Consider the following 21,954-nt stretch of genomic DNA (forward strand, 5'->3'; position numbering starts at 1 on the left):
CAACAATGAATTGACTGTGCCAAAATCAAGTAAACTTGATTCTGATTGGTCACTCAGTTCATTGATAAATCTTTTTTGATTATCATCAACGAGTGCCCACACAGATTGATAGGTTTATATTGTTAAAGAGCGTTCCTGCCGAACAGGACCGTTAAGTCCTGTGTCGCTAGGGGTGCGAATAATACGCTTTAGTCTTTAAGAGTCAAGAGTTATTTTTAACTATCTTTCTCTTTCAACTAGTAACTCGTCTGTGAGGCTTGCCTCACTCCGTGTCAGTGAGGCGGCATTATAGGGAGGTTTTACAATGTGACAAGTTCTTTTTTAAAATCACCTTTCATTCGCTTAAAAAGCCACCAATGTCGCGTTTTATTGAATAAAACTTCAACATTTGAAGGTTATCACAGCAATTGGTTGGAAAAACACCAAGCATAAACGTAAGATTGATGTGTCTATTTTGTTAATCCTAGACATCCTTCTTCTTTTACTTGATATGTAGTATTCCAATATGAACTCTAATAAATCGATTTTACTGGTTGCATCTCTTGCAATAATAGGCGCAATCCTTTTTTCTCTGGTCGCGCTTTCTCCCGCAATTACTTTTGTTATTGGTGTTGTCTCTTCCGCTCTTGTTTTTAAATTTTTTGGCAGCAAAACGCTAACCGATGATGAGGAGTCAAAACTCTCAACGAAAACACTGTATGTCGGTAACTTGCCATACAAAGCGAATGAAGCTCATGTTCGTGAACTTTTTGCCAAATATGGAGAGGTCTTTGCCGTACGTTTGATGAAAGATAAGCGAACGGGCAAAAGGCGTGGATTTGGCTTTGTTGTGATGGCTTCTGCAAATGTAGATGGTGCTATTTCAGCTTTGAATGAGAAAGACTATATGCAGCGTACATTAAAAGTACGTGTGGCGAATGATCCTAAACATCCTGATGACGATATGTTTGAACAGGAGTAAAACCTAAGTGATCTAATCGGCTATTGAGCGCGCTTTCTTCCCAAGGAGGTGCGCTTGATAATATCTTGTGTTGTTTGATTTTGCATTGTGGCTCGCTTTTCACACCCAATAGCTCTTGCACACGACGAGCAATAGCTTCTCCGGAATCAACTAGCACGACACTCTTCCCTAATACGGCTTGGATCTCTTCTTTTATTAATGGGAAGTGTGTACAGCCAAGGACCGCCACATCAATACGGTTCGCCAAAGGGCTAAGAATCTCTTTTAATTCTGCAAGATCGACAACTTTGCCCCTCAATTTTTCTTCTGCCATATCCACTAAACGCGTTGACCCTAGCAATTCAACATTCTTGTCAGATGAAAAATCTCGAATCAAATCGTGAGTGTATTGACGAGTGATAGTCGCTGGGGTGGCAATGAGTCCCACGGCTTTATTTGCCAGTGACGAGGCCGGTTTAATCGCAGGGACAACCCCCACAACTGGTACAGCAAGACAAGAACGCAGCTTGGGTAAGACGATAGTGCTTGCGGTATTACAAGCAATAACGACCAAATCAATGCGCTCTTTCACAACGACATCGCTTACCAACCTAACCACACGCTTAATTAACACCTCTTGATTGAGCTCTCCATAAGGATAAGCTTCATTGTCAAACAGGTAGATGTAGTTTAATTGTGGTAGTTTGGCTTGGACCTCTTGATAAACAGATAACCCACCAACACCAGAGTCAAAGATAAGCACATTAAGCTGAGACGGTTGCGACACTCTGAGCACCTTATAATGAAAACGTTCCGATCATACTCGCTCTTTATCAATTGGCAATGCTCTTGCTCGGTATCTTTGGTGACAAAAACGTTCCCCCAGTTGGAGATGCGTCAACTCTAACTCCAGTGTTCCACCCAAAAAACAGGGAGCGTCGGTGACCAGTGTATGAAACTCGCCATTTTCGCCACACGGGTCAACCTTTGCTGGTAAAGAATCAATAAACGCTCGTCCATAAGGTTGTCCACAATAGTCTGGCGTGAGGCTGTGACCATCTGTCGTCATCACCATGGTTTGGATGCCGCGATTTATGATCTCTCGCGCAAGAGCGCTACTATCTTCACCTAACAAGGGCAACACACACTCCCAGCCAGCCGGTTCAATATAGCTTTTGCGATACTGCGCAATACCGTTACAGAACATATCGCCAAAAGCAACGGCGTCTATCTCTAATCCACTTTGTTTTAATGCGCTGATGATGGTCGATTGATAAAGCTCGTTACTTGGAAATACGGCAGGCAGCTCTATTTTGACAACGGGTAATTTTAAAAGTCGTGCTTGTAGCTCAATTACATACAAGGGGGTGGCTTGAAAGGGCACTTCATCTTCGACATAAGTGGTAAAAATGCCCACAACACAATAACGGCTATCTTCCAATAAGCGCTCTAAAGTGAGGGTTGAATCTTTTCCGCTAGACCAACTGACGATAACGTTCTTTTTCATCATCACACTCGCAAAGTAAAAACCGCCCACAGGCGGTTTCAAAAATCAGAATTGGTAAGTAGCATTTACGTAATATGTACGCTCTGGAGATGGGTATCCACCAGCTGTCTCGTACTCTTCATCAGTAAGGTTCTCGACTCGACCGTTTAAAGTAAGATTTTCATTTACGTAGTAGTTAACTGAAACATCAAACAAACTGTATGCAGCCAACTCTTCAGAGAAGTCTGGTCGCTCACCGACGTATTGGTACCCCAATGACAAATCAACATCATCGAAACTAGCTGCCGCGTTATACTTATAAATCTTCTTAGCACGGCGGACTAACTGTTCACCAGATTGGTCTTTTGGATCTTGGAAGTTAGCGCTCACTTGGTGGTTAATAAAGCCTGTATCAAAACCGACAACCATTTCCACACCACGTAATTGGCTTTCACCATCAGTGTTGTAATACTTACTCGTCGCGTAATTATAATCAATTAAGTCTTCAACGTTTGTATCGTATCCAGTAATTGACCAATCAACCTCTTGGATTAAACCACTAAAAGTTAATTCAAATGAATCCGCTTTCTCGGCTTCTAGCTTGTCATTACCGTAGTAACTATATAGTTGATACAAGTTCGGAGCTTTAAACGATGTACCATAGGCAGCCTTAACCACAAGCCATTCTGCGTAACGATAACCTAACCCTGTGTTATACGTTGTTTCAGTACCAAACTGTTCATTGTCATCAGCACGAATGCTCAACTCACCAAACACTTTATCCGCATCTACGTTTAATGCCGTGAAGTATGCAACATTGGTTCGATCATATTCAGTATTCGATGGCTTAACGATGTAGGCCTCATCTCGCCAATCAACACCACCACTTAACGTCAGTGCTGAAGTAACTTTGTATGAGTTTACCCATTGAACATTAAGTTGCTCAAGCTCATCAGACGTAGCCGAAGAAGAGTTCTTACCTAGAGACTTTTCGTAATTCCAGTTGTCTTGGTTTTGATAATTAACTAGGAATTCAGACTTTAGCTCACTGCCATTAAATTTAACGCCAGCAGCAACAGTAGAGTTTTGTACTTCAGCTTCTTTGTAAGAGTGGACAGGGTTGCCGGTATTATGATCAACATACGAACCATCATATTGAGAGATAGTCTCGAACATTCGGAAATTCGCAAAGCCACTCCACTGTTGGTCGAAGTTATGTACATACCCGAGCAAAGCATTACGTGATTCAAACCCATGACGGTCACCATCGTTTACTCCGGGCATTGGGTGAACGTTATAGCCCTCATCAGAATCGTAACCAACCGATACGTTTAAATGACCGTTCTCGCCAACTTTAGTACCACTAACAAAACTTAATTCTTCATAATCACGGCTGCCTAATCCTGCACTCACTACAGTTTCTTCATTGTCAGAACTGACAACTGTAATGATATTAATCACACCACCAATAGCCTCTGAACCATACATAGCAGCACGAGCACCTCGTACATACTCTACTCGGTCAACAAATGCGATTGGCAGCTGGCTGAAATCGACACCACCTTTTGCAGCGCGAGCAAAACGGATGCCGTCAATTAAGACAAGAACCTGATCAGAGTTAGCACCTCGAACAAAGATCGAAGCTTGCTGGCCTTTACCACCATTCTGTGTAACTTGAATACCCGTTAATCGTTTGAATACATCAGTTAGTGACTTAGCTTGAATACGAGCTATATCTTGACGTGTCACAACCTCCACTTGAGCAATAACACTTTCAGTACTTTGCTCAAAACGGTTAGCCGTAACCACCATGGTTTCGTCAGCAGATGCTTCTTGGGCGTGTAAATTGGAGATAAGTGAAAGCAGCGATGCTACAGCCGCCGCTAAAAGGGATTTATTCATATTGTGATCCTAATTCGCGTAAGTCCTACCAAATCAACCAAAAGGTGGAATAGATTTGGCTGCTGGCAGGTATTCGGACTTGAGAGCTCTTGACCTACTAACCCGACTTCCCACAGCATTTTCCTGCAGTGTCATATTGGGTGTTCGTTCTCTCTTACCGCTGCGCGTCAGTTCTGGATTCACACCAGATTCCCTTTTCGGCCATCTATACCGCTAGATAGCACCAGCTGAGGGCGATACTATGGCTCTATTGATAATTTGTCTAGTACTGATTGGTGTCAGCTATTTTTGTTAGCTCGTAATTAATGACTAATTCAGGACAAAACTGGACAAGCGCGAGGGATTGAATAAAATCTGCGCTCTTTATTATTTGAATGCACCATACCCAAGCAAAGGTAATACCATGGCGACTCTTGATATAAACCCACAACACTACCAGCAACAGTTGGCGGAAAAGACCGAGCGTCTGACCCAAATGTTCGCACAATACAACATGCCTCAGTTGGAAGTGTTTGAATCACCAGAGCAGCATTACCGTATGCGTGCAGAATTTCGAGTTTGGCACGAAGGTGATGAGCTTTATTACATCATGTTCAATCAAGAAACGCGTGAAAAATACCGCGTTGACCAGTTTCCTGCGGCCAGTCGTTTAATTAATGATTTGATGCCACTTTTGAACGATGCACTTAAAGGCAGCGACTCACTGCGTCGTAAACTTTTCCAAGTCGATTTTCTCTCCACTCTTAGTGGTGAAGTACTGGTTTCTCTGCTTTATCATCGCCAACTCGATGAAGAATGGATAACCCAAGCAAAAGCATTAAAACAGCGTCTCAATGATGAGGGATTCAACCTCAATTTGATTGGCCGTGCACGTAAAATGAAAGTCGTGCTCGATCGAGATTTTGTGATTGAGAAGCTGAACGTACATGGTCAAAGTTATATTTATCAACAAGTGGAAAACAGCTTTACTCAGCCAAACGGTACTGTCGCACAAAAAATGTTGGAATGGGCCGTTGACTGTACGCAAGAGAGCCAAGGCGATTTATTAGAGCTCTACTGTGGGAATGGTAACTTTTCACTGGCATTGGCGAAAAATTTCGAGCGAGTGCTCGCAACCGAATTAGCCAAACCTTCTGTTGATTCCGCGCAATACAACATTGCGGCGAATAAAATAGACAATGTGCAAATCATCCGCATGTCTGCCGAAGAATTTACTCAAGCGATGGAAGGTCAACGTGAGTTTCGCCGTTTGCAACAAGCGGGAGTTGATCTCAAAAGCTATCGTTGCAACACCATTTTTGTTGACCCACCGCGCTCGGGTATGGATATCGATACCTGCAAAATGGTGCAAGGCTACGAGCGGATTGTGTATATCTCCTGCAACCCAGAAACCTTAAAAGAGAATTTAGACACTCTATGTGAAACACACAAAGTGACTCGTTTCGCTCTATTCGACCAATTCCCTTACACCCACCACATGGAAGCAGGTGTGATGCTGGAGAAGATTAAATAAGACTTTCAATCGATATTTAAATTTCGATTTAATCGGCTTTCACGCATTCGTACTGACAACATTACCTATCATGCTGCTCGCTCTGACTAACGGTTTAATCAGGGCGGGCGATGCAGAGCCCATACGATAACCGTTGAGATCACCGCTTACCTTCTGCCCCCAATGCAGAATCTTTGCATACTCACCCAATTCTACAATCAGTAGAACCTGCTCACCTGTTAATTCAATCAATGGTTATCTGTCATTTTGTCTGACTTTGAAGCAGGAAATTACATCGCATCACAATGTATAGAACAAAATAATCGGTGAGCCAAACCAAATTCATGGGAACGTTTACAGATTGATTTTGATATAAACGTCAGATCCAAAGCCAATCTCACCAAGGAAAGTTCATCACTCGCCGTTAAAATTGCTTAAAAACACATTCAAGAGAAGATGATCACACGAAAGAAGAATAAATCCGTTATTACTATGAAAATGCAAACCTCACCATGGAAACGTTTCCACATTTTATTTACACTGAGTAGCAAGCTAAGACTCAAAAAAATAAAACGATTAGCTACTCTATGTATGGCACTGTTTTTGGCCGCGTTAGCGTCGATTACCAGAGCAAAAAAGTCATCCATTACGGTATTCACTACCGTAGCGCAACACGGTTAGAAACAAAAATCAAGTAGGAAAACCATGAAGGCATTTTCAGATATTCTCCAACGACGTGACTGGGAAACCCCGCAATCAGTGAATATTCACTGCTTAAAAGCACACAGCCCACTTTCCAGTTACCGAGATATTGACCATGCCCGTGACGGCGTTTACGCCCAACGTCAATCGCTGAATGGCCAATGGAAATTCAAAGTGTTCGACTCGCCAGAACAAGTCGAAGGCGAGTTTATTCAAACCAAATTCAATGACACGAACTGGGATGAAATAACGGTTCCTTCCAACTGGCAGCTACAAGGCTACGACAAACCAATTTACACCAACGTAAAATACCCGTTTGAAGTAAACCCTCCATTCGTACCCGCTGAAAACCCGACAGGTTGTTACCGCACTACGATTTCCCGCTCAGAAGCCGATCTTGCCAATACCCAGCGCATCATCTTCGATGGTGTGAACTCAGCATTCCACCTATGGTGCAACGGCACTTGGGTGGGATACAGCCAAGATAGCCGCTTGCCTTCCGAATTCGACTTATCGCCCTACCTAGTGGCTGGCGAGAATACACTTGCCGTGATGGTGATGCGTTGGTGTGATGGCAGCTACCTAGAAGACCAAGACATGTGGTGGCTAAGTGGTATTTTCCGCGACGTAACTTTGCTTTCTAAACCGCAATACTGCATTGAAGATGTATTCGTCACGCCAGATTTGGATGCGTGTTATCGCGATGGTTCACTATCAATCGTGACGCACATTTCAGCGCCAGATTGTTACCAAGTGCAAGTGCAGCTCTTTGATGGTGAATGCGCGGTGACTGAGCCGCGAATTGATCGCCCGCACAACCGCCGTATTGACGAGCGAGGCACATACGATGACGTGGTATTTCAAACATTGCATGTGCGTGAGCCAAACAAATGGAGCGCAGAAACCCCCAATCTATACCGCCTAGTCATTTCCCTATTAGATGAAAACGGCATGCATCTAGAGAGTGAAGCCTATCATGTGGGCTTTCGCAAAGTGGAAATCACTGATGGTCAGTTGAAACTCAACGGCAAGCCTTTGCTGATCCGTGGCGTTAATCGTCATGAGCATCATCCAGAGCTTGGGCATGTGATGACAGAAGAAGACATGATCCGCGACATCTGTTTGATGAAGCAATACAATTTCAACGCGGTACGTACAGCGCACTACCCAAATCACCCTCGTTGGTACGAACTGTGTGACCAATACGGCTTGTACGTGTGCGATGAAGCGAACATCGAAACCCATGGCATGCAGCCGATGAATCGCCTTTCGAGCAATCCACAATGGGCGCACGCATACATGAGCCGCTACACCCAAATGGTGATGCGCGATAAAAACCATCCTTCTATCATCATCTGGTCTTTGGGTAACGAGTCTGGCCACGGCAGTAACCACAATGCGATGTACGCTTGGTCGAAAAACTACGATCCGTCGCGCCCTGTTCAATATGAAGGTGGCGGTGCCAATACCGCTGCAACCGACATCATTGCGCCTATGTACGCCCGTGTGAATACAACGATTGCAGATGAAGCAGTACCAAAATGGCCAATCAAAAAATGGATTTCTCTACCCAACGAAACTCGCCCACTGATCTTATGTGAATACGCCCACGCGATGGGTAACAGTTTGGGGAGTTTTAATGAATATTGGGATGCATTCCGCGAGTTTCCTCGCCTTCAAGGCGGCTTTATCTGGGATTGGGTAGACCAAAGCTTGAGCCAATGGGACGAGAACGGCCAACACTTCTGGGCTTACGGTGGCGATTTTGGCGATAAAATCAATGACCGCCAGTTCTGCATCAACGGGTTGATCTTCCCAGATCGCACTGTGCATCCAACATTGGAAGAAGCCAAATACTGCCAGCGTATGATTCGCGTGTCGCTGCAAGAACAAGTGAAAGGATTCTGTCATCTATTAGTAACTAACGAAAACCTATTTCGTGCAACGGACAACGAGCAATTGAACTGGTCACTTTTAGAAGATGGCAAATTGATTCAATCTGGCTCAGTGGTGCTGAACATCAAAGCCGATAGCCAAGCAACCGTAGATATTGCTTTTGAATTTACACCTAAAGCAGAAGCGCGATACCACTTGAATACTGACATCACCTTAGTGGCTGAAACACTTTGGGCACCCGCGGGACATGTCAGCGCTTCTGAGCAATTTGCGCTACGCAATACCTCAGGTCTCGCCATGCCTAAGTTGGAAACGCAACCAGCCCCAGCAATAACCCAGCAAAAAGGCATGATCGTAGTCACCAGCCTAGATGAGAAGCATCAATGGTGCTGGGATAGTCAAACAGGCTTGATGATTGATTGGCAAGTCGATGGCAAAGCGCGAATGCTGGCGGCACCGCAAGATAACTTCTTCCGTGCGCCACTGGATAACGATATTGGTGTGAGTGAAGTGGATAACATAGATCCAAACGCTTGGGTATGTCGTTGGGATATGGCTGGTATTGGCCAATGGAAACGCGAATGTGTCAGTTGCCATAGCGACATGTTAGCGCATGCCGTGCAAGTAACATCAACTTTCGCTTACCAATTCAACGGTGCCGTGCAAGCCATCACCACTTGGACGCATACGCTGAAAAACAGTGGCGAAATGCAGCTGACCGTTGATGTGACACTTGCCGATGATCTACCACCCATGCCACGTATCGGCTTGGAGTTGCAATTGCCATTGCATGAGCAGAGTACACCAATCACTTGGCAAGGTTTAGGTCCGTTTGAGAACTACCCAGACCGCCTATCTGCAGCACGTTTTGGCTTGCACACGCAAACGCTAGAAGAGATGCACACTCCGTACATTTTCCCAACCGACAGTGGCTTACGTTGTGGAACTCAATGGCTGCAAGTGAACGAACTGGCGATATCTGGCGATTTCCAATTTAGTGTCAGTCAATATGCTCAACAGACGCTGGCAAAAGCAAAACACACCTGTGATTTAATGGCAGAAAAAACCATTTATGTGCGCCTAGACCATCAGCACATGGGCGTGGGTGGTGATGATTCTTGGAGCCCTAGTGTGCACAAAGAATTCCAGCTAACTGGCAATAATTACGTTTACCGAATATCGTTCAAACCAATTTTGCATCGTATTTAAAAACGCACCGATAACGGCTATCGCCACTTACAACGATTACGTGGCAGCGGGATGCATGACGCTACGACAAGAAAATGGCGTCCACATCCCTGTGATATGTCAGTGATAGGCTTGGATGACGGTCACATCGCACGCTATATCTACCCAGCCATTGATGACTTAGTCGGTGCGATGGCGACCAAGAAAACCCAATTTTCTTCCAACCCAGAGTAGCAACAACAGCAGTACGAGAATGGCGAAAAAGTTAGAACCAGAATCTGGATATTGTGCTTTGATAAATGCCGAATGACCAAAAGCACCGACAAAGAAACAGGCAAGCGCTACCAATGGAAGATCTTCCGCCACCGGATGGCGCAAATATTCTTGATACAACGCCTGCACAGAAAGCACTAATGCAATCAATGGGAAAATGGAGAACGGAACTTGGCTAATGGTTACCCAAGACAACAAAGCATCGCCGCACATACCTGCGATGAGCGCTAGCACAAGTGTTTTTCTTTCCGAACCACGATGGGTTGTGTTGTTTTCATTCGACATTACTCTATCCCCCCTTTGAGCCGATTACGTTCACGTTCTTTGCGATACCAAAATGCCCCTTTGGCTAGCATTCGCAACTGCATGATCAAACGTTCAGCAAGCTCATCTCGCTCACGTCGATCTAAATCTAAAGCTTCAGCGCCGGAGCTGAACACCAAAATAACGGAAGCTTCGGCCTGAGTTAATGCCTCGTCACGACCCATGCCTGTCGTCATCAAATACTCGGTGAGCTCTGCGGAAAAGTGCTGTATTTCTCGCACTACCGCGGCACGAAACTCGCAAGAAGTACCTGAGCGTTCTCGCAGTAATAGGCGAAACACATTGGGACTACTTTCAATAAATTCCATGAAGGTTTCAACCGACGTGCGAATCACACTGCCCTCTTTGACAATGCGCTGTCGTGCTTGGCGCATCAATTGGCGCAGCAGTAAACCACCTTCATCAACCATGGTTAAACCCAACTCATCCATATCTTTAAAATGTCGATAGAATGAGGTGGGCGCAATCCCCGCCTCGCGGGCCACTTCTCGTAAACTTAAGTTAGAAAAACTCCGATCGGCACTTAATTGGCTAAATGCTGCATCAATCAATGAACGACGTGTTTTTTCTTTTTGTAATGCGCGAATTCCCATCGATTTCATATTAAGTCGCTTCTCTTTTACTATCTGAGCCATACTATAACGTGATTGAGCACGTTGTCTAAGCCACAACATCGCCTCTTTGGACAAAGTGACCAATTAAACAGTCACCTAACCTAATTTCAATCACTCGCCACAGTAAGATGGGCAAAGCAATAGCATAAAGTGGCATTTTCACCTCTCGAGCGTGATCCTCTCCACTCTCTGATGGCAACATCGTTTACCGCACTGATGGATCAGTTAAAATCTCGCTACAGCAATGTTAAACAAATACAACAAGGAATAGAGTATGGCGAACCAAAACCACTTCGATGTCATCGTAATTGGTAGCGGCCCAGGCGGAGAAGGCGCCGCAATGGGTTTGACTAAAGCGGGGTTTAATGTCGCCATTATCGAAAAAGAGAGTAGTGTTGGCGGAGGTTGTACCCATTGGGGCACCATTCCCTCCAAGGCGTTACGCCATGCGGTCAGCCGCATCATCGAATTCAACAGTAACCCTCTATTTTGTAAAAACAACACCAGTATTCATCTCACTTTTTCTGATATTTTAGGCCATGCTAAATCTGTGATTGATAAACAGACGCGCTTGCGCCAAGGCTTTTACGATCGCAATCAGTGCACGCTGATTTTTGGTAACGCTAAGTTTACCCACAAAAATACCGTGGCGGTTACGCACGCTGACGGCAGCATCGAAAAATACAGCGCCGACAAATTTGTGATTGCGACTGGCTCACGCCCTTATCAACCTGATGATGTTGATTTTACTCATGAACGAGTTTATGACAGCGATTCGATTCTCTCGCTTAAACACGATCCTCGCCACATCATTATTTATGGTGCAGGCGTCATTGGTTGCGAATACGCTTCGATTTTCCGAGGCTTAGGGGTCAAAACTGACCTCATCAATACCCGTGACCGCTTACTGTCGTTTCTGGATAACGAAACGTCTGATGCACTCTCGTACCATTTTTGGAACAGCGGCATTGTGATTCGTAATGATGAAACCCATGAAAAGATTGAAGGCACTGACGATGGTGTGATCGTTCACTTGCAATCGGGCAAAAAAATGAAAGCCGACTGTATCTTGTACGCCAATGGACGCACGGGCAACACTGACAAATTGAACCTCAAAGCGGTGGGCCTGAATGCCGACTCACGTGGCCAACTGGCCGTCAATCGTAACTATCAAACCTCGGTGGAGCACATCTACGCAGTCGGTGATGTAATTGGCTACCCAAGCCTTGCGAGCGCAGCCTATGATCAAGGTCGATTTGTCGCTCAAGCGATTGCTCATGGTCAAGCGCAAGGGCACTTAATTGATGACATTCCAACTGGGATTTACACCATTCCTGAAATCAGTTCAGTGGGCAAAACAGAGCAAGAACTCACCGCGGCCAAAATTCCGTATGAAGTTGGCCGCTCTTCGTTTAAACACCTCGCACGAGCACAAATTTCTGGCAAAGATATCGGCAGCTTGAAAATTTTGTTTCACCGAGAGACAAAAGAAATTTTAGGTATTCATGTGTTTGGAGAACGCGCGGCTGAAATCATCCATATCGGACAGGCAATTATGGAGCAAAAAGGCGAAGCCAATACCCTCGAATATTTCGTCAATACCACCTTCAATTATCCAACCATGGCCGAAGCCTACCGCGTGGCGGCGTTAAATGGCCTGAATCGATTGTTCTAATCATCGACCTAATTCTGCCTGCTAATGGAATGAAAGCCGCTAACGAGTGCGGCTTTCTTTTTGGTAACCTAGTGAGTGAAGTGCTTAGGGATAGGTTCGGTGATCAAGTGAGAAAAACACCGCGTCGCCATTGTGAGATAAATAGCACACCTAAACTGATGCCGCGCATTGCCATAAAGCTGAGCATCGCCATCCACAGGGCGTGATTACCCAAAGACTGAGCCAGATAGAAAACGCTGAAAAAACTGCACATCGCGACAAACATGCTGTTGCGCATCTCTTTACCTTTGGTCGCGCCGATAAAAATACCATCCAATAAAAAACACCACATCGCGGTTAACGGCATTGCCACCAGCCACGGTAGATAACGGTTAGCCGCTTGCTGAACTGCGTTAATGTCAGTGATCAGCGTGATCAACGCCGATCCCCACACCGCAAACATCACCGTTAACGCTAAACAGATTAGCGCACTCCAGAAAAAACTGCCGATCAGAGCACTTTTGAGCTGCGCCTCACTTTTTGCACCAATCGCTTTGCCAACCATGGCCTCCATCGCATAAGCGAAACCATCCATGCCATAGGAGATCATCATCAAAAAACTCATTAAGACAGCGTTAGCCGCCACGGTTTGATCACCAAAGGCCGCCCCTTGAAAGGTCATAAAGCTAAACGCCGCCTGCAAACAGAGTGAACGCAGGAAAATATCGCGATTCAATTTCACAAAGCGGCTAAGACCTTGTGTCACTAAAACACCTAGCTGCAGTGGCGAAGGGAGTTGATGCCGCAACCAATAGCGCCAAACACACAGTAAACCAAAGCTCATGCCCGCATAATCAGCGATAACCGACGCCAGCGCAGCACCTTCCACTTTCCAGCCGAAACCCAACACAAACAGAATGTCCAACGCGATGTTGGTTAAGTTAGTGATGATTACCATCCACATTGGCGCTTTGGCATTTTGCGTGGCTAACAGCCAGCCGAGCAGTACAAAGTTGGCCAATGCGGCGGGCGTACTCCACGCTCGAATCACAAAATACTGCAACCCATATTGCTTTACTTGCTCACTGGCACTGCTGGCTGAAAAAATCGCATCGCCAATCCATCGATGCAGAATCAAAAACAACAACGCAAATGCCAGTGCCATCAAGAGCCCTTGCAACAAGACTAACGCCAGTTTTTGTGGCGACTGTTCACCGTATGCTTGCGCCGCAAGGCCTGTGGTCGACATTCTTAAAAAGCCGAGTAACCAGAAAGTGACACTGACTACCGTACCGCCAAGCGCCACTCCACCTAAATACCAAGCGTGTTCCAGATGACCAATCACCGCCGCATCAACTAAACCTAACAGCGGTACGGTAATATTGGACAGCACCATAGGTATCGCCAGTAGCAACACTTGTCGATGTACGGAACGGTTCGATAACGTTTGTAAAATAGATTGCAACACGTTGACCTCTCATGGGGGAGAGCAAAGTGTAGCGGAGTGATAGGAGGACGGCTAGCGGTTACTTACCAACGGACATAAACTAAAACGGGTGTTAAGCGCAGCTTGTAAACCATCACCTTACTTAACCAACGTTGCCATAATTTCCAGCGGCCACAATGTTGATCGAGCGGTGAAAACGTTTTTGCCGACGAAGCCCAAGGCAAGACATTGAGTACCGCTTCGGTTGGATTAGCAAAACCATGTCCATAATGGCCTGAGCCCATTTTCTGACCTAAAGCGGAAGCAGTTTTGTCTCCAGCCAGCATTAAACAAGCCGCCGCATTAGAAAAATGCAAACCCAATGCGCGGATAAAATAGGTGAGTTGCTGCACCGTACAATCTAATAACGCATGCTCACAAACGATTAAAACGGCTGAGGATTCCGCAATAGGCAATGCATCCAACCACTGAAGATCATCGACACTGCCACACACATGTTGATAACGCTCACTGCGATGAAACAATTTCTGCCGCCACAGCAGGTTTTCGGTGATATCGAGTTCTATCCAATGGCAACGCCCGTTATCTACCCGATAAAAACGGGTATCTAACCCTGCACCGACATTAATGATCCATCCATCAGGGTTGCGCTCAATAAACGCGCGTACTTGTTGATCGCACAATTGCGTTAAGGTGGCATGCAGCAATTGTTTTTGATCGATATCACCGCTTAAACATTCGGGGGCTAAGTGACAGCTCTGGCAGGCCTTTGCAGCGATCGGATCATACACTAACCCGTTATCAACCAAACTTTCGCGGCTACGAAACCACAACGGTTGAACTAAATTGGTTGGAATATGATGACGTGGGGTTAGTGAATGTTTATTGGTAGGCATTACCATCTTCCTTATGTCGCAACTCGATGTAACAACAAAGAAGATGATAATGAATATCAGTTAGAATAACAAGTTATTGAGAATAGATCTCAATAATAAATTACATCCAATCGGTATTGCGAATAATGCCGACGGCCACACCTTCAATGGTGAGCTGCTGAGATTTAAGATCCACTTCAATTGGTGAGAACGCTTCATTCTCTGCGTGCAATAACACGGTAGAGCCTTTGCGTTCTAGACGTTTTACCGTCACATCATCTTCAACACGCGCCACCACCACTTGCCCATTACGCACATCTTGTGTTTTGTGCACTGCGAGTAAGTCACCGTCCATTATGCCAATATCTTTCATACTTTCGCCTTGCACACGCAGTAAGAAATCCGCTTGAGGGCGAAACATATTGGGATCCACTTGGTAATGCGCTTCGACATGCTCTTGCGCCAAAATAGGCTCTCCCGCCGCGACTCGACCAATTAAAGGCAGGCCAAGATCTTCTGGCTCATTGGCAGCTTCAAGTAAGATACGCAACCCACGAGAGGCACCCGGAATAATTTCAATCGCTTGTTTACGAGCCAGTGCTTTTAAATGCTCTTCTGCGGCATTGGCGGAACGAAAACCCAGCTCGCGTGCGATTTCAGCGCGAGTCGGTGGCATTCCGGTTTCGTCGATCTTACTGCGGATAAGATCAAATACTTGTTGCTGGCGGGGCGTTAACGGCTTCATATCTCACCTGTCTGTTTATACAGTTAACTGTGAGTATATCCAGTAATCGAATAAATGGAAGAGCGGACGCTTATTTTTTGGCTATTTACAAAAAATGCCGCAATCGACCGATAAATACCTCACCGATTCACTCACCGCGCTCGCAAGTGATGCTGTTTTACTAAACAATAATGATTAAAAGGTTTGACCAGTTTCTGGTATCCTTGCGGCTCAAAAATAGCTAGCCGCTTCGGCGCATATCGATTTCTCTGAGCATCAACTCACAGGGAAATGGACATGCGCTTAAGCATATTGAAATATTCTTGAGGCGACGACCTTTATGTCTTCTGGACACTCATTATCTCGTTCACTACTAAAATTACCTTTGTCTGCGTTGGTCAAAGGCACGGCGATCCCTTCTAATCCAATAGAAGACCACGGCATTGATATTCACAAGCCGATTGTTTACGCCTTACCTTTTCGCTCAAGTGTTGATTTGCTCACCTTGCAAACTCACGCCAAAGAACTGGGTTTACCTGACCCGCTGCAACCGCTTGAGCTAAACGGCAAAAGTTTTGCCCGTTATGTTTTCATCTCGGCGCGCCCAACCTTGATGCGCAATGATCAGCACGTTCCTAGTGACTCTATCGCTCTTTTTTCTGAACTGCTTGAGCTACATAAGTTTGATACGGAATTGGACGTTCAAATGATCCCAGCGACGGTGCTTTGGGGACGTAAACCAGGTAAAGAGGGGCAAGAGAAACCCTATCTCCAAGCCTTAAATGGCCCACAAAAAGCACTCGCGGTAATTTTTGCTGGACGCGATTGCATGGTGCGCTTTAGCCCCGTCGTTTCACTGCGCTATATGGCTGATTCACACGGCACCGACGAATCTATCGCGCATAAATTGGCACGAGTGGCTCGTATTCATTTCTCTCGCCAAAAGCTGGCAGCTTCTGGGCCAAATTTGCCCAATCGCCAAGCGCTGTTTAACCGCCTAATTAAATCACAAGCGATTGAAAAAGCGATTGAAGATCAAGCGAAAGCCAACAATATCTCCCTCGAAAAAGCGCGCAAAGAAGCGCATGACATCATGGATGAGATTGCCGCTGATTTCTCTTACTCCTTAATCAAGAAAGGAGAGCGCATACTGGGCTGGTTATGGAACCGCATTTACCAAGGGCTTAATATAAATAATGCCGCCACCGTGCGTCGCCTTGCGCAAGATGGACACGAGATTGTCTATGTCCCTTGCCACCGCAGCCATATGGATTATCTCTTACTTTCTTATGTGCTGTATCGCGAAGGTATGGTGCCACCGCATATTGCTGCCGGAATCAACTTGAACTTTTTCCCAGCAGGTCCGATTTTCCGCCGTGGCGGCGCATTCTTCATTCGTCGCAGCTTTAAAGGCAATAAGCTCTATTCGACCATTTTCCGCGAATATCTGGCCGAGCTATTTGCCAAAGGCTATTCAGTTGAATATTTCAGCGAAGGTGGCCGTTCACGCACTGGCCGTTTACTGCCAGCGAAAACAGGCATGCTGGCGATGACCATCCAAGCCATGTTGCGCGGCCTTAACCGCCCGGTGACCCTCGTTCCAGTTTATATCGGTTATGAACATGTGATGGAAGTAAGCACTTACGCCAAAGAGCTACGCGGCAAAAGCAAAGAGAAAGAAAATGCGGGTTTAGTGCTGCGCACGATTCGCAAGCTGCGTAATTTTGGCCAAGGCTATGTCAATTTCGGCGAACCGATCCCGTTGAACCAATACCTTAACGAGCAAGTGCCAGAATGGACGCAAGATATTGACCCTATGGGCAGCACCAAGCCGCAGTGGATCAACCCTATTGTTAACCAACTGGCCACCAAGATGATGACGCACATTAACGATGCGGCGGCGGCCAATGCCTTAACTTTGTGTGCCACCGCGTTACTTGCTTCACGCCAAAGCGCACTGGCTCGTGACAATTTGGTTAAGCAAATCGACTGCTATTTATCGCTACTAAATAACGTGCGCTACTCAGCAACCTGCACTGTGCCTAAAGCCAGTGCGGAAGAACTGGTTAACCATGCACAGTCGCTCGACAAGTTTGTAATTGAATCCGATACCATGGGTGAGATTATTTCTCTTGACCGCAATCAGTCGATTTTGATGACCTACTATCGCAATAACATCATTCATCTGTTTGCCATTCCCTCGCTGATTGCGCAGATGTTGATCCGCCAGCAAACGCTATCACTAGAGCAGATAACCGCCAATGTGGCACTGATTTATCCCTTCTTAAAGCAGGAGCTGTTTTTAAGCTTTGCGCAAGATGAACTCGCAGATGTAGTCAACGCTTACGTTAACGAACTGCAACGTCAACAATTAGTAACGCTAGAAGAGGGTGTCGTGGCTATTAATCAAGCCAAAACACAAGTGTTGATGCTGCTCGGTCGTACCATTTCAGAAACCCTACAACGCTACGCGATTGCTCTCAATCTATTGGTTGCCAACCCTGAAGTGGGCAAATCTGATTTAGAGCAAAAAAGCCAAGAAATTGCACAACGTCTTGGCCGTTTGCATGGCATCAATGCCCCTGAGTTTTTTGATAAAGGGGTATTCTCCGCCATGTTTGTCACGCTCAAAGAGCAGGGCTATTTGGATGTTGATGGCAATTGCCATTTAGAACCAACCGTTCAGCTAGCACGCCTACTTTACTCGATGCTCTATCCTGAAATTCGCTTAACCATTCAAGAAAGTCTCTGCCAAGCGAACTAATCGGTCGTAAGAAACAGTAAAGGCATCCCAATGGATGCCTTTACTTTATTCGTGAAGTACTTACAAAAACTAGTGAACTACTTACCAAAACGCAAAAAGCAGGCCCAACGTTAACACCATGCCAACGTGATTGTTATTGAGAAAAGCGTGGAAGCATAAATCACGATCACGATGACGAATTAAACGCTGCTGATAAACAAACAGAGCCGCTGCAGCCAATACTGACCAATAAAAACTCGCCCCTAACTGATAATAGCCACCAAGTGCGATCATCAACGCCAGTACCAATAACTGTAAAATACCGATGATGATTTTATCAAAACGACCAAATAAAATAGCGGTCGATTTGACTCCGATATTGATATCGTCATCACGATCAACCATCGCATACTGCGTATCATACGCCACAGTCCACAACGCATTGATCAAAAATAGCCCCCACATCACCGCTGGCAATTCGTTGGCTTGCGCCGCCCATGCCATCGGAATAGACCAACTAAAGGCCAGCCCTAATACCAACTGCGGAAGGTGTGTATAACGTTTCATGAACGGATAAACAAACGCTAATGCGATACCAACAAAGGAGAGCTGAACCGTGAGTGGATTCATGGTCAAAACCAGCAGGAAAGAAGTGATACCTAGCGTTAAAAACAGTGCAATCGCCTCTTTGGTTGTCACACTCCCGGCAGGCAAAGGCCGCTGTTTGGTTCGTTTAACATGTCCATCGACTCTGCGATCGGCAAAATCGTTGATCACGCAACCCGCTGAGCGCATCAACAACACCCCCAACACGAATACCAATAATACTTTAGGATCGGGGAAACCTTGCGCGGCTAAAATCAATGCCCATAAGGTTGGCCACAACAATAGCAAAGAACCAATTGGCCGGTCCATGCGCATCAGTTGCCAATAAGCACGCGCCTTAACCAAAGTCATGACACTCTCTCCTTAGAGTAAATCGGTGAAAAGGGTAAAAACAGCTCCGCAACTAACATCGGTTTATTATTCATCCATAATCGTGAACGGCGTGCAAGCAACGGCCCCTCTTCCATCATTGCCCAGCCCACTTGTAGTGCGTCACGCTTAACGTGCTCAGCACGAAAAACCGTTAACCCAAGCGGGATATCACCTTGGCGCGCTAAGTCATATTGCTGACCCAGCATCGAAGATTGAGGAATTAAAGTTCGGCCTAAAACCCATGGCTGTTGATCACCACGCAGCACAACCTGACGTAACAAACAGGCTTCATCAGATAACAGAGCCATCTCATCGCCCTGTAATTTTTCTGCCTCAACGAGCTTATTGTGCAGTAGTTCAACGCTCAGTTGCTGACACTGCGCCTCTAACACGCGAGATAATGATCCTTGCTCTAAAAGCCAAGACTGAGAAACCTGATCAGGAAAAGAAAAAACGTCAGGTTGTTGCCAAATTACTTCTCGCAAAGCAGACAGATAGAGCGAAATTGATTGATTCATACTAGTATTCAATTAGTGGCTTTATCAACATACAATAAAGGTCCATTTTTGGTTAACACAACCATAAAAAGCGCTCACTCACAGAATCCCTCGGTTGGAGGTTAAAAACCCGCTTGTAAAAACGGGAAGCGACAACTGCGGTATATTCCAAACAACGAGATAAGCATTTTGATTACAATCCGATGCTCTATTGTAACAAGACTCAAGCGATTCGAGTATCGTGAACCAACTAAAGAAAAGATAGAAATATGCTTAAACGTTATGTAGCCCAAATAATTATCGCTCTAAGCTTGTTTTGTGCGTTACCAAGTTATGCACAAGATGAAAAAGCGCCTAGGCTGGCGTACTTTACCTTAGAGCCGGATCTCACCACCAACTTTTTCACTAAAGGAAATAAGTTAGGTTACATCCAAGTTCGTATCGACGTGATGGTATCCAGCGACGCCGATTTACCCGCCGTTGAACGGCACCAACCACTGATTCGTGATGCCATCGTCGAGCTACTCGGTAAACAGACCGAAGAGACGATAAAATCACTCGCAGGTCGGGAAGATTTAAGAAAAACGTTGGTCACAGAGCTCAACGCGGTGTTACTGCCTGAAATAGGCCGAACCATTATTGCTGACCTACTGTTTACTAAATACATCTATCAATAGAGCAGCAATTGTCGCTCTATTGATGTTTTTGCTTAACGAGTTAGATGACGGCTGGCATCATTTAATCCAAAGGCGATTCCTGCAAATAGACCCGCTAAATGCGCGCTGTTGGCAATCGCCATAAAGGGTTGCACAAAGCCGAGCACCAACCACACCAGCATGAAACCGATCACGGGTTTGGGCATTTGCAAGCCAAGATGAGGGGCTTTCCAACCAAGCATCCATAGATAACCGACCAACGCATAGACCACACCCGATAAACCACCAAAATTGGCTCCTTCAACCCAGTACTGAGCCGCACCGGACAACAATGCTGACACTAAAAATAGCTGTCCAAGTTTGAATGATCCAAGCCGTTTTTCAACATCGCCCCCCAACTGCCACCACCATAACAAATTAAAGACGATGTGCAGCACAGAGAAATGAAGTAAAGCATGACTAAACCAGCGCCAAATCTGCCATTGCTGCCCAGCCAAAGCAGGAAAATGTAATGCGGAAAATACTTGATTGGCTAGCCCAAGCTGCTGCAATGCAAAGATAATGGCGCATACCATCATCACGCCCAGAGTTAAAGGCCCAGCTTTGGCTTTGAGCATCGCCAACATGCTCGGTGAACGATATTGAAAGTGACTTTTGCGGCTTTCAGCCACATCCCATGAAGCGGCTTGATACTTTCTGTCATTTGGATTGTGCAGAAAATGGTTGAGTTCCGCTTCGGCTTCAATCTGATGTTGCTCATCAAGTAACCATAACGCAAATTGACCACTCCCTTCCGGCATCATTTGAATCTCAATTTCACGAGAGGCCATGTAATCAATAAAGGCTTGCGCCATTCTTGGGTTATTGAGCGTGATCAGTCTTAACATAAGTCATCCTAATTGCTGGTTACGGGCAAGCCTGCACGATGCCAAGCTTCGAATCCACCATCCACACTATACACCTGTTCAAAACCTTGGTTAATCAGATACTGTGCCGCACCTTGGCTGCTAATACCGTGATAACACATCACTAAAATGGGTTGGTCAAATTCGCTTTTTTCCATAAATGAAACCATGCTGTCGTTGGTTAAGTGGAATGCGCCATTTGCATGTGCAACCGCAAAAGATTGCGCATCACGAATATCCACTAATTGCGCATCATGTTGTTCCATTAAAGCTTGTGCTGCTTGAGCATTGATATGTTGAAACTGATCCATCGCTTCCTCTGATTGGTTTTATTTTTAGCGTTTGATTGTAACCTATCCCAAGGCAATCAAGTACACGGCCTTTATAAGGTTATCCACCACTGATCACTTTTTCGCCGTTTGTGGATAATCTTGTGGATTGCGTTGATAAAGTAGTAAATGAGAAATAGATCCACAACATGTAGTGATGATCCTTACTTTTCTGTGTGTAACACAATACATATCCCCAAATATAAAACGGTGTTCAAGCCTTGATTTAACCGACTTGATGACAGCTCACGAATAATTTTGTCACAGAGTTATCCACAATCAGCGCGCTGAAAATTTGATCACTTAAAGTGATCAAAAATAAAAAAACC

The 21,954-nt window shown here is 45.5% G+C and carries 19 protein-coding genes and 1 riboswitch; of the genes, 6 read left to right on the forward strand and 13 right to left on the reverse strand.

Features of this window, described 5'->3' with window-relative positions:
* Positions 1 to 505 precede the first annotated feature (505 nt).
* On the forward strand, positions 506 to 961 hold the full coding sequence (locus tag AACU59_RS11160; RefSeq protein ID WP_019282938.1) for an RNA recognition motif domain-containing protein: 456 nt from the start codon (positions 506 to 508) through the stop codon (positions 959 to 961).
* On the opposite strand, the gene murI is transcribed toward AACU59_RS11160, so the two are convergent.
* Genes murI through btuB form a run of 3 tightly spaced genes read right to left on the reverse strand, consistent with a single transcriptional unit; the run spans position 924 to position 4,328 of the window.
* Entirely contained in the window at positions 924 to 1,727 is an 804-nt protein-coding gene (murI, locus tag AACU59_RS11165) for a glutamate racemase (protein ID WP_176428517.1), read from the reverse strand. The genes AACU59_RS11160 and murI overlap by 38 nt on opposite strands.
* Before the next feature lie 30 nt (positions 1,728 to 1,757).
* Positions 1,758 to 2,447 (reverse strand): ATPase, encoded by a 690-nt coding sequence (locus AACU59_RS11170; RefSeq protein ID WP_049785465.1) that lies wholly within the window; start codon positions 2,445 to 2,447, stop codon positions 1,758 to 1,760.
* 45 nt (positions 2,448 to 2,492) lie between these two features.
* A complete protein-coding gene (gene btuB / locus AACU59_RS11175; protein ID WP_094144840.1) occupies positions 2,493 to 4,328 on the reverse strand; it encodes a TonB-dependent vitamin B12 receptor in 1,836 nt (611 codons plus the stop codon).
* 47 nt (positions 4,329 to 4,375) lie between these two features.
* Positions 4,376 to 4,571: riboswitch (cobalamin riboswitch) on the reverse strand.
* A gap of 160 nt (positions 4,572 to 4,731) precedes the next feature.
* Between btuB and trmA the strand changes: the two genes are divergently transcribed.
* On the forward strand, positions 4,732 to 5,841 hold the full coding sequence (trmA, locus tag AACU59_RS11180) for a tRNA (uridine(54)-C5)-methyltransferase TrmA (RefSeq protein ID WP_094144841.1): 1,110 nt from the start codon (positions 4,732 to 4,734) through the stop codon (positions 5,839 to 5,841).
* A 39-nt stretch (positions 5,842 to 5,880) separates the two neighbouring features.
* Here the strand turns inward: trmA and AACU59_RS11185 are convergent, their stop codons facing one another.
* On the reverse strand, positions 5,881 to 6,072 hold the full coding sequence (locus AACU59_RS11185) for a hypothetical protein (RefSeq protein WP_094144842.1): 192 nt from the start codon (positions 6,070 to 6,072) through the stop codon (positions 5,881 to 5,883).
* Between the two features lie 453 nt (positions 6,073 to 6,525).
* Here AACU59_RS11185 and AACU59_RS11190 point away from each other — a divergent pair, with 453 nt between their 5' ends.
* On the forward strand, positions 6,526 to 9,627 hold the full coding sequence (locus tag AACU59_RS11190) for a beta-galactosidase (RefSeq protein ID WP_094144844.1): 3,102 nt from the start codon (positions 6,526 to 6,528) through the stop codon (positions 9,625 to 9,627).
* A gap of 159 nt (positions 9,628 to 9,786) precedes the next feature.
* Here the strand turns inward: AACU59_RS11190 and AACU59_RS11200 are convergent, their stop codons facing one another.
* A complete protein-coding gene (locus tag AACU59_RS11200; RefSeq protein ID WP_013855478.1) occupies positions 9,787 to 10,164 on the reverse strand; it encodes a YijD family membrane protein in 378 nt (125 codons plus the stop codon).
* Complete coding sequence (gene fabR / locus AACU59_RS11205; RefSeq protein ID WP_017048583.1) at positions 10,164 to 10,805, reverse strand: HTH-type transcriptional repressor FabR; 642 nt, start codon at positions 10,803 to 10,805, stop codon at positions 10,164 to 10,166. The genes AACU59_RS11200 and fabR overlap by 1 nt, the downstream gene beginning before the upstream one ends.
* A gap of 286 nt (positions 10,806 to 11,091) precedes the next feature.
* Between fabR and sthA the strand changes: the two genes are divergently transcribed.
* Entirely contained in the window at positions 11,092 to 12,492 is a 1,401-nt protein-coding gene (gene sthA, locus AACU59_RS11210) for a Si-specific NAD(P)(+) transhydrogenase (protein WP_017048582.1), read from the forward strand.
* 103 nt (positions 12,493 to 12,595) lie between these two features.
* On the opposite strand, the gene dinF is transcribed toward sthA, so the two are convergent.
* From dinF to lexA, 3 genes are all read right to left on the reverse strand, one after another.
* Positions 12,596 to 13,939 carry an MATE family efflux transporter DinF gene (gene dinF, locus AACU59_RS11215; RefSeq protein ID WP_094144845.1) on the reverse strand — a complete coding sequence of 448 codons (1,344 nt, stop codon included), beginning with the start codon at positions 13,937 to 13,939 and terminating at the stop codon, positions 12,596 to 12,598.
* 62 nt (positions 13,940 to 14,001) lie between these two features.
* A complete protein-coding gene (locus AACU59_RS11220; RefSeq protein WP_013855483.1) occupies positions 14,002 to 14,820 on the reverse strand; it encodes a class I SAM-dependent methyltransferase in 819 nt (272 codons plus the stop codon).
* Positions 14,821 to 14,914: 94 nt separating this feature from the next.
* On the reverse strand, positions 14,915 to 15,538 hold the full coding sequence (gene lexA / locus AACU59_RS11225; RefSeq protein WP_026028591.1) for a transcriptional repressor LexA: 624 nt from the start codon (positions 15,536 to 15,538) through the stop codon (positions 14,915 to 14,917).
* Between the two features lie 319 nt (positions 15,539 to 15,857).
* Between lexA and plsB the strand changes: the two genes are divergently transcribed.
* Positions 15,858 to 18,281: a glycerol-3-phosphate 1-O-acyltransferase PlsB gene (plsB, locus tag AACU59_RS11230; RefSeq protein ID WP_013855485.1), complete on the forward strand. Its 2,424-nt coding sequence runs from the start codon at positions 15,858 to 15,860 to the stop codon at positions 18,279 to 18,281.
* Between the two features lie 81 nt (positions 18,282 to 18,362).
* On the opposite strand, the gene ubiA is transcribed toward plsB, so the two are convergent.
* Both ubiA and AACU59_RS11240 read right to left on the reverse strand, forming a co-directional pair.
* Positions 18,363 to 19,217: a 4-hydroxybenzoate octaprenyltransferase gene (ubiA, locus tag AACU59_RS11235; RefSeq protein ID WP_088720706.1), complete on the reverse strand. Its 855-nt coding sequence runs from the start codon at positions 19,215 to 19,217 to the stop codon at positions 18,363 to 18,365.
* The gene (locus tag AACU59_RS11240) at positions 19,214 to 19,768 is read right to left on the reverse strand and encodes a chorismate lyase (protein WP_013855487.1); all 555 of its coding nucleotides are present in this window, start codon (positions 19,766 to 19,768) and stop codon (positions 19,214 to 19,216) included. The genes ubiA and AACU59_RS11240 overlap by 4 nt, the downstream gene beginning before the upstream one ends.
* A 236-nt stretch (positions 19,769 to 20,004) precedes the next feature.
* Between AACU59_RS11240 and AACU59_RS11245 the strand changes: the two genes are divergently transcribed.
* Complete coding sequence (locus AACU59_RS11245) at positions 20,005 to 20,412, forward strand: flagellar basal body-associated protein FliL (RefSeq protein ID WP_013855488.1); 408 nt, start codon at positions 20,005 to 20,007, stop codon at positions 20,410 to 20,412.
* 32 nt (positions 20,413 to 20,444) lie between these two features.
* Here AACU59_RS11245 and glpG read toward each other — a convergent pair whose 3' ends face one another.
* On the reverse strand, positions 20,445 to 21,278 hold the full coding sequence (gene glpG / locus AACU59_RS11250; RefSeq protein WP_094145769.1) for a rhomboid family intramembrane serine protease GlpG: 834 nt from the start codon (positions 21,276 to 21,278) through the stop codon (positions 20,445 to 20,447).
* Between the two features lie 8 nt (positions 21,279 to 21,286).
* Complete coding sequence (glpE, locus tag AACU59_RS11255) at positions 21,287 to 21,607, reverse strand: thiosulfate sulfurtransferase GlpE (protein WP_010316900.1); 321 nt, start codon at positions 21,605 to 21,607, stop codon at positions 21,287 to 21,289.
* Between the last annotated feature and the right edge of the window lie 347 nt (positions 21,608 to 21,954).

The organism is Vibrio sp. V23_P3S9T160 (assembly GCF_963886625.1).
In the GTDB taxonomy this organism is placed as follows: Bacteria; Pseudomonadota; Gammaproteobacteria; order Enterobacterales; family Vibrionaceae; genus Vibrio; species Vibrio anguillarum.

What these genes read in the sequence shown, in the direction of transcription:
- AACU59_RS11160 (WP_019282938.1), top strand. Translation starts at nt 506, where the DNA reads ATGAACTCTAATAAATCGATTTTACTGGTTGCATCTCTTGCAATAATA.
- AACU59_RS11170 (WP_049785465.1), bottom strand. Translation starts at nt 2,447, where the DNA reads ATGAAAAAGAACGTTATCGTCAGTTGGTCTAGCGGAAAAGATTCAACC.
- btuB (WP_094144840.1), bottom strand. Translation starts at nt 4,328, where the DNA reads ATGAATAAATCCCTTTTAGCGGCGGCTGTAGCATCGCTGCTTTCACTT.
- trmA (WP_094144841.1), top strand. Translation starts at nt 4,732, where the DNA reads ATGGCGACTCTTGATATAAACCCACAACACTACCAGCAACAGTTGGCG.
- AACU59_RS11190 (WP_094144844.1), top strand. Translation starts at nt 6,526, where the DNA reads ATGAAGGCATTTTCAGATATTCTCCAACGACGTGACTGGGAAACCCCG.
- AACU59_RS11200 (WP_013855478.1), bottom strand. Translation starts at nt 10,164, where the DNA reads ATGTCGAATGAAAACAACACAACCCATCGTGGTTCGGAAAGAAAAACA.
- fabR (WP_017048583.1), bottom strand. Translation starts at nt 10,805, where the DNA reads ATGAAATCGATGGGAATTCGCGCATTACAAAAAGAAAAAACACGTCGT.
- sthA (WP_017048582.1), top strand. Translation starts at nt 11,092, where the DNA reads ATGGCGAACCAAAACCACTTCGATGTCATCGTAATTGGTAGCGGCCCA.
- AACU59_RS11220 (WP_013855483.1), bottom strand. Translation starts at nt 14,820, where the DNA reads ATGGTAATGCCTACCAATAAACATTCACTAACCCCACGTCATCATATT.
- lexA (WP_026028591.1), bottom strand. Translation starts at nt 15,538, where the DNA reads ATGAAGCCGTTAACGCCCCGCCAGCAACAAGTATTTGATCTTATCCGC.
- plsB (WP_013855485.1), top strand. Translation starts at nt 15,858, where the DNA reads ATGTCTTCTGGACACTCATTATCTCGTTCACTACTAAAATTACCTTTG.
- ubiA (WP_088720706.1), bottom strand. Translation starts at nt 19,217, where the DNA reads ATGACTTTGGTTAAGGCGCGTGCTTATTGGCAACTGATGCGCATGGAC.
- AACU59_RS11245 (WP_013855488.1), top strand. Translation starts at nt 20,005, where the DNA reads ATGCTTAAACGTTATGTAGCCCAAATAATTATCGCTCTAAGCTTGTTT.
- glpG (WP_094145769.1), bottom strand. Translation starts at nt 21,278, where the DNA reads ATGTTAAGACTGATCACGCTCAATAACCCAAGAATGGCGCAAGCCTTT.
- glpE (WP_010316900.1), bottom strand. Translation starts at nt 21,607, where the DNA reads ATGGATCAGTTTCAACATATCAATGCTCAAGCAGCACAAGCTTTAATG.